A 7,173-nucleotide genomic window follows, 5' to 3' on the forward strand; every position below is an offset into this window, starting at 1 on the left:
CAATTATGGTTAATTCAGGCGTCGCAGGCGACTTAGCTCCAAAATAACGGAATCTCGCTCGACAACACTCCGATGTTTTACCAGATCGAATTCCCAACGGCCACGGGCTTTCTCAAGCTCACGCTCGTAATCCCGGCCTTTATGCAGAAAAAGTCGCAGATTTTCATTGCGCTCGCGCCAGGGCGCCGCGTAACCCAGCAACAACTCCAACTCTGCGAGCGCCCGCGCCGAGATCACATCACAATCCTGGATGACTTTGGACGCCTCTTCGATCCGGATAGCGTGTACAGCGCCCCGCGCTTGGCATTCCCGCAGGCATACGCGCAGAAAAGCGGCCTTCTTCTGATTGCTCTCAACTAAATCGACGTGTCCGGCACCCATTTCCGCCAGAAAAATGGCGGTTATCACGCCGGGGAAGCCACCGCCGCTACCCAGATCAACCCAATGGCTCGGAGCTGAATGAAGCTGGAAAATTTGCGCACTATCGGCAATGTGGCGACGCCAAAGATCGTCGACGGTGGAAGGTGCGACAAGATTGATGGTTTTCGCCCACTTCTGGAAGAGCTGCGCAAAATGCTGCAGCCGCTCCTGTGTTTCACGTGAAACACGCACACCGTTCAATTCCATACTTCGGACTCTCCAACCTTGCAGTAGTAATCAGGAGACGAGCTTCCGCTCATCCTGATTGCTCGTCTTCTTGAGATGCGCTAGCAACAGAGAAATAGCCGCCGGAGTCATTCCGTCGATCCGCGACGCCTGAGCTATGTTCTTCGGATTTGCCCCGATCAGCTTCTGTTTCAGCTCGTTGGACAGGCCTGAGAGAGCGGCGAAGTCAAAGTCTGGAGGAATGGCGCGCTCTTCCTCTCTCCGGGCCTGTGCGATATCCGCTGCCTGTCGATCCATATAAACGGCATAGGCGGCTTCGATCTCGATCGCTTCGGCAATGCCCCGTTGCATGGATTGCAGCTCCGGCCAAAGACGAGACAATGCTTCGATCGATTGACCCGGATGCGAGAGAAGTTCGTAAGCGGAACGCCGCTGGCCATCCTTGTTGAGATGCATTCCGGCCTTCTCAGCCTCGTTCGGCGTAATCTTCAAATCCTTCAGGCGCGCGCGTGCCTGCTCGAGCTTCGCCAGATAGCGGTCAAAACGCGATGCGCGGTCAGCATCTACGCAACCAATAGACAAGCCAACCGGCGTCAGGCGCACATCCGCATTGTCCGCGCGGAGCGATAGGCGATATTCCGCGCGCGACGTGAACATGCGATAGGGCTCCGCGACACCCCGCGACGTCAGATCGTCGATCATCACGCCGATGTAGGAGTCCGTCCGGCTGAACTCGATTGCTTTACCGTCGGAAGCAAGACGCGCCGCATTCAGGCCGGCAACGAGGCCCTGCGCGCCAGCCTCTTCATACCCGGTGGTGCCATTGATCTGACCGGCCAGGAAAAGCCCGGGAATCTTTTCCACTTCCAGAGAGAGTTTCAGTTCGCGCGGATCGACATGGTCATATTCGATCGCATAAGCGTATTGAAGAATCTGGACTCGTTCCAGACCCGGAATGGTTTTGATGAAATTCTCTTGAACCTCCTCGGGAAGGGAGGTCGATATGCCATTGGGATAGACGGTGGTATCATCAAGCCCTTCCGGCTCCAGGAATATCTGGTGGCCGTCGCGCTCTCCAAACTTGACGATCTTGTCCTCGATAGAGGGGCAATAGCGTGGTCCGACGCCCTCAATCTGTCCGGAATACATCGCCGATCGCTTCAGATTATCCGCAATGATCCTATGTGTTTCCGGTGTCGTTCGGGTCACGCCACATTCGATCTGCGGATTGACGATGGAATCGGTCATGAAAGAAAAGGGCGTGGGATCCTCGTCGGCGCCCTGTCTTCCGACAGAGTTCCAATCGATCGTCGTGCCGTCGAGGCGAGCCGGCGTTCCCGTCTTCAAACGTCCCAGGGCAAGGCCATGTCGCAGCAACGTCCCTGAAAGGCCAATCGAAGGCTCTTCGCCGACGCGACCAGCCGGAATTTTCTTATCGCCGATATGAATAAGGCCGCGAAGAAAGGTTCCGGTCGTCAGAACAACGGCGCCGCAGCGGATGAGCCTGCCATCCTTCAAAGTAACGGCTGACACGCGTCCGTGCTCGAGGACGAGATCAAATGCATCCCCCTCGACGACATCGAGATTGGCGATCGCTCCGATTTCGGCCTGCATAGCCAAACGATAGAGCTTGCGATCCGCCTGCGTGCGCGGACCGCGCACCGCAGGTCCTTTCTTGCGATTGAGCATGCGGAATTGGATACCGGCAGCATCGGCAACCCGTCCCATCAAGCCGTCGAGCGCGTCGATTTCCCGCACCAGATGGCCCTTGCCGAGACCGCCGATAGCGGGGTTGCAGGACATGACGCCGATCGTATCCCGCCTATGTGTCACCAGCGCCGTGCGTGCGCCCAGACGCGCAGCTGCGGCTGCAGCTTCGCTGCCAGCGTGGCCGCCACCCACAACGATCACATCATATACTTCATCGAACATCATCAAGTCCTCGGTCGTGCCGACTGTTTGGCACACCAATTTCAGGAGTCAAGAAGGTTTCACGTGAAACGCTGGTCCGCGGCCCGATCGACATGTTTCACGTGAATCATTTGCCTACGCAAAATTCGGAGAAAATGACATCCAACAGGTCTTCGACGTCGACGCGCCCTGTTATGCGCCCGAGGCTCGCCGCCGCCCGTCGCAAGTACTCAGCCCTGATATCAAGGCCTCGATCCTCAGCCGCAAGTGCTGCCGCAATGGCAGTGAAGCTCTCGCTGAGCAGCGTCCTGTGCCGCAAACGGCTTGGCAATGCCAATGATAAGGATTCTGAACGATCCTGAAGATCTTGTCGAAGAAATTGATGCAACGCCGACAATCCCGCGCCCGTCTCCGACGAGATAAGCACGTCATAATCATCCGCACCTTCGCTGGGATGCAGGTCTGATTTCGTCCCTAGTGTGACGATCTTGCCCGAGAAACCCGGAAAGTCCTGCTGCGGGCGATCGCCGATCTCCGCCAATGACAGGACGAGGTCGGCGTCAGCCACGGTCTTAAGGGCGCGGCGTATCCCTTCGCGCTCGACAATTTCCTCAGTTTCCCGCAAGCCAGCCGTATCATAGAGCTTGACGGCATATCCTTCGATATTCAGATCGACATGCAGAACGTCACGCGTCGTCCCGGCAATGTCGGTGACAATCGCCACTTCTCGCTTTGCCAGCGCATTCATCAGGCTGGATTTGCCGGCATTCGGTGGACCGGCAATCACCACCTTCAAACCGTCGCGGATAATCTCACCCAGATCTGCGCCCTTGAGATGATCGGCCAGTTCCGAATGCAGTCGCTTCATATCCGCCCACACCATATCCGATACCGAGCCCGGCACATCATCCTCGTCGGCGAAATCGAGTTCCGCCTCGATCAGGGCGCGTGCGCGCGTCAACCGGTCAGCCCAGCCGTTATACAGATCCGATAGCCCGCCGGCGGCGTGCTCCAGCGCCAGCCGCCGCTGCATCTCGGTTTCGGCACTGATGAGATCTGCTAGGCCCTCAACCTCGACAAGATCCATCTTCCCATTCTCAAGGGCACGACGAGAGAACTCGCCATGGTCAGCGAGGCGGCACTGATCGAACGTGGAGAGCTCGGTCAGAAGCGCATTCGCGACAGCCTTGCCGCCATGAACATGAATCTCGACGCAATTCTCCCCGGTAAAAGAGGCTGGTCCAGGAAAGATCAAAACGAGGCCGCGGTCGATGATGAAACCGTTACGAGCCCGAATTGTTTTCAGTGCGGCCTGGCGCGGAGCCGGTAGCGTCCCGGAAAGAGATTGCGCGACGTGAAAAGCCAGGTCCCCGCTGATGCGGATCACGGCAACCCCGGCCGGCAACCCGCCGCTAGATAACGCATAGATAGTGTCGTTTGCCATCATTGAATTGATCCGCATCCGAATCGATTGCTATTAACGCCTTGCGTCGAGGAATCTTCGGTCATTAAAACGAAATCGGGGCCGCGAAAAGGCGGCCCCGATCATACCATGTAAACAGCGCCACCAAAGCGGCCACCGGAAGAATCCGGCTAATGATTAGGTGTTCATCGAGTCGAAGAAATCAGGGTTGTTCTTTGTCTGCTTGAGCTTGTCGATCAAGAACTCGATCGCATCGGTCGTGCCCATTGGCGCGAGGATGCGGCGCAGGACGAAGATCTTCTGGAGATCCTGGCGCGGCACAAGCAGATCTTCCTTACGCGTACCGGACTTGAGAATATCCATCGCCGGGAAGATGCGCTTGTCGGCAACCTTTCGGTCAAGGACGATTTCCGAGTTACCGGTACCCTTGAATTCTTCGAAGATGACTTCGTCCATGCGGCTGCCGGTATCGATCAGCGCCGTGGCGATGATCGTCAGCGAACCGCCTTCTTCGATATTGCGGGCAGCACCGAAGAAGCGCTTCGGGCGCTGCAGCGCGTTGGCGTCGACACCACCGGTCAGAACCTTGCCGGAGGAGGGAACAACGGTGTTATAGGCGCGGCCCAGGCGGGTGATGGAATCGAGCAGGATGACGACGTCACGGCCGTGTTCAACGAGACGCTTGGCTTTTTCGATCACCATTTCCGCGACCTGGACGTGGCGAACGGCCGGTTCGTCGAATGTCGACGAGATGACTTCGCCGCGGACGGAGCGCTGCATGTCGGTCACTTCTTCCGGACGCTCGTCGATCAAGAGAACGATCAGATAGCAGTCAGGATGATTGGCCGTGATCGAATGGGCGATATTCTGCAGCAGGACGGTCTTACCCGTGCGCGGCGGCGCGACGATCAGGCCGCGCTGACCCTTGCCGAGCGGCGCCACCAGGTCGATCACGCGCGGCGAGAGATCCTTCGACGTGGGCACGTCAAGCTCCATGCGGAACCGGTCGTTCGGATAGAGCGGCGTCAGGTTGTCGAAGTGAACCTTGTGACGGATCTTTTCGGGATCGTCGAAATTGATGGTGTTGACTTTCAGCAGCGCGAAATAGCGTTCGCCTTCCTTCGGGCCGCGGATCGGTCCCTCGACCGTGTCGCCCGTCTTCAGCGAGAAGCGGCGAATCTGGGAGGGGGAGATGTAGATATCGTCCGGGCCGGGGAGATAGTTGGCATTGGCGGAACGCAAGAAACCGAAGCCGTCCTGCAGAACCTCGACGACGCCCTCGCCGATGATTTCCACGTCCTGGCTCGCCAGTTCTTTCAGGATGGCAAACATCAATTCCTGTTTGCGCATGGTGCTTGCATTCTCGACCTCGAGCGACTCGGCAAACGCCAGGAGATCGGTCGGGGATTTATTTTTCAGTTCCTGAAGCTTCATTTCAGCCATGAAGGGAATTACTCATTTTTAGGAGGGAAAAGGCAATGTTGCTCGTATTCAGAACCGCGATAGGGGCGCTCGCGGGCGACAGAATGGATACATGCCACGAAGAGAAGATGGCGGGAAAATAGCGACTCACTTTCTGAACCGCAAGGGGGGCACGCAAAATGAGGGAAATTTTAGCGTCGCCCCTCATGTCGCCCCTGATAGAGCGCCACTTTACGAAAAAGGCTTCACGACCACGAGGATGACGATTGCGATCATCAGCAATGTCGGCGCCTCGTTCATGACACGCCAATAGCGCGCCGAATGCTTGTTTTCATCGCGGGCAAAGGCGCGTACCGCACTGCTGAAATGACCGTGAACAGCCGATAGCAGCACGACGAGACCAATCTTCGCATGCAGCCAGCCGCCCCGGAAACCATAGACAGACCAGGCAAGATAGAGCCCGAAAATCCACGTCAGGATCATCGCCGGCGTGATGATGTAGCGCAACAGGCGCTGTTCCATCACCTTGAACGTCTCGGATTGCTGCGAACCCGGCTCGGCATCGATGTGATAGATGAAAAGCCGCGGCAGATAGAACATGCCGGCCATCCATGAGATCACCGCGATGATATGCAGGGCCTTGATCCAGAGATAAAGATCGGCCGGATGCCAGGCGAACAGGCCGATCGCCAAAACGGTGAAGATCAGGATCATGAAATAGGCGCGCCGCCCGGCTCTCTGGCCTGGCGCGGAATCCGTCTGCTTTTCCACCGCCATCAGTTCCTCCATCCCCGCACGCGCTCGACGAGCGCAGCAACATTGGCCGGATCCGCCTGTGGCGTAATGCCATGCCCGAGGTTGAAGATCAGCGGACCATTGCCAAGATGCTGCAGAATATCGTCGATCCCGTCCTCCAGAGCCTTGCCTCCGGCAACCACACGCATGGGATCGAGATTTCCCTGCACAGGCCCGTCCTTCTGGAGCTCCTGTGCAAAAGCCAGCGGCACCGACCAGTCGAGACTGATCGCATCGGCGCCGGTCTTCTGGCGATAGGTCTTCAGCAGATAACCCGCGCCCTTGGCGAAAGCGATAATTCGCGCCTGTGGCCGCCGTGCCCTGACCAACGCAATCATTTTCGCAACCGGCTTGACGGCAAATGCCTCGAATTCCTTCTCGCCGAGTACGCCGGCCCAGGAATCGAAAATCTGTACGGCATCGGCGCCGGCATCGATCTGCTCCACAAGATAATCGGCGGAGATGTCGGCAAGCAGCATCAGCAGATGTTCGAACGCCTTCGGGTGGCGATAGGCAAACAGCCGGGCAGGGGCCTGATCGGGCGTCCCGTGGCCGGCGATCATATAGGTCGCAACGGTCCAGGGCGCCCCGCAGAAACCGAGAAGCGTCGTTTCCGCCGGCAGCTCCCGCCGCAACCGCCGCAGCGTTTCCATGACCGGCGCAAGGTGCGCCATGATGCCCTTCGGCTTCAGTGCCAGGATTCCGGTTTCATCGATCGGATCCATCTCCGGTCCATGCCCTTCGGTGAAGCGGACGTTCCGCTTCAGTGCATCAGGGATGACCAGGATATCGGAAAAGAGAATGGCCGCATCGAAGCCATAGCGCCGGATCGGCTGCAGCGTCACTTCTACAGCGTGGTCGGGCGTATAGCAGAGATCGAGGAAGCTTCCCGCCTTCGCGCGAGTTTCACGATACTCGGGTAGATAACGGCCAGCCTGACGCATCAACCAGAGAGGGGGAGGGGTGACCGTTTCTCCGCTCAGCACTCGCATGATCTTCCGGCGTTCATCGATCAC

General features: G+C 57.9%; 6 protein-coding genes. All 6 read right to left on the bottom strand.

The window, feature by feature from the left end:
* Window positions 1–9: 9 nt before the first annotated feature.
* The 6 genes from rsmG to hemE all read right to left on the bottom strand — a co-directional run bounded on the left by rsmG (window position 10) and on the right by hemE (window position 7,173).
* Window positions 10–627: a 16S rRNA (guanine(527)-N(7))-methyltransferase RsmG gene (gene rsmG, locus CCGE531_RS19540; protein WP_120666316.1), complete on the bottom strand. Its 618-nt coding sequence runs from the start codon at window positions 625–627 to the stop codon at window positions 10–12.
* Between the two features lie 30 nt (window positions 628–657).
* Window positions 658–2,538 carry a tRNA uridine-5-carboxymethylaminomethyl(34) synthesis enzyme MnmG gene (gene mnmG, locus CCGE531_RS19545; protein WP_120666983.1) on the bottom strand — a complete coding sequence of 627 codons (1,881 nt, stop codon included), beginning with the start codon at window positions 2,536–2,538 and terminating at the stop codon, window positions 658–660.
* A gap of 106 nt (window positions 2,539–2,644) precedes the next feature.
* Complete coding sequence (mnmE, locus tag CCGE531_RS19550) at window positions 2,645–3,964, bottom strand: tRNA uridine-5-carboxymethylaminomethyl(34) synthesis GTPase MnmE (protein ID WP_245458932.1); 1,320 nt, start codon at window positions 3,962–3,964, stop codon at window positions 2,645–2,647.
* A gap of 153 nt (window positions 3,965–4,117) precedes the next feature.
* Entirely contained in the window at window positions 4,118–5,383 is a 1,266-nt protein-coding gene (rho, locus tag CCGE531_RS19555; RefSeq protein WP_120666320.1) for a transcription termination factor Rho, read from the bottom strand.
* 210 nt (window positions 5,384–5,593) lie between these two features.
* The gene (hemJ, locus tag CCGE531_RS19560; protein WP_205586457.1) at window positions 5,594–6,139 is read right to left on the bottom strand and encodes a protoporphyrinogen oxidase HemJ; all 546 of its coding nucleotides are present in this window, start codon (window positions 6,137–6,139) and stop codon (window positions 5,594–5,596) included.
* Complete coding sequence (gene hemE, locus CCGE531_RS19565; RefSeq protein WP_120666322.1) at window positions 6,139–7,173, bottom strand: uroporphyrinogen decarboxylase; 1,035 nt, start codon at window positions 7,171–7,173, stop codon at window positions 6,139–6,141. Before hemE ends, hemJ begins: the two co-directional genes overlap by 1 nt.

The sequence above is a fragment of the Rhizobium sp. CCGE531 genome, from assembly GCF_003627795.1.
Taxonomy (GTDB): Bacteria; Pseudomonadota; Alphaproteobacteria; order Rhizobiales; family Rhizobiaceae; genus Rhizobium.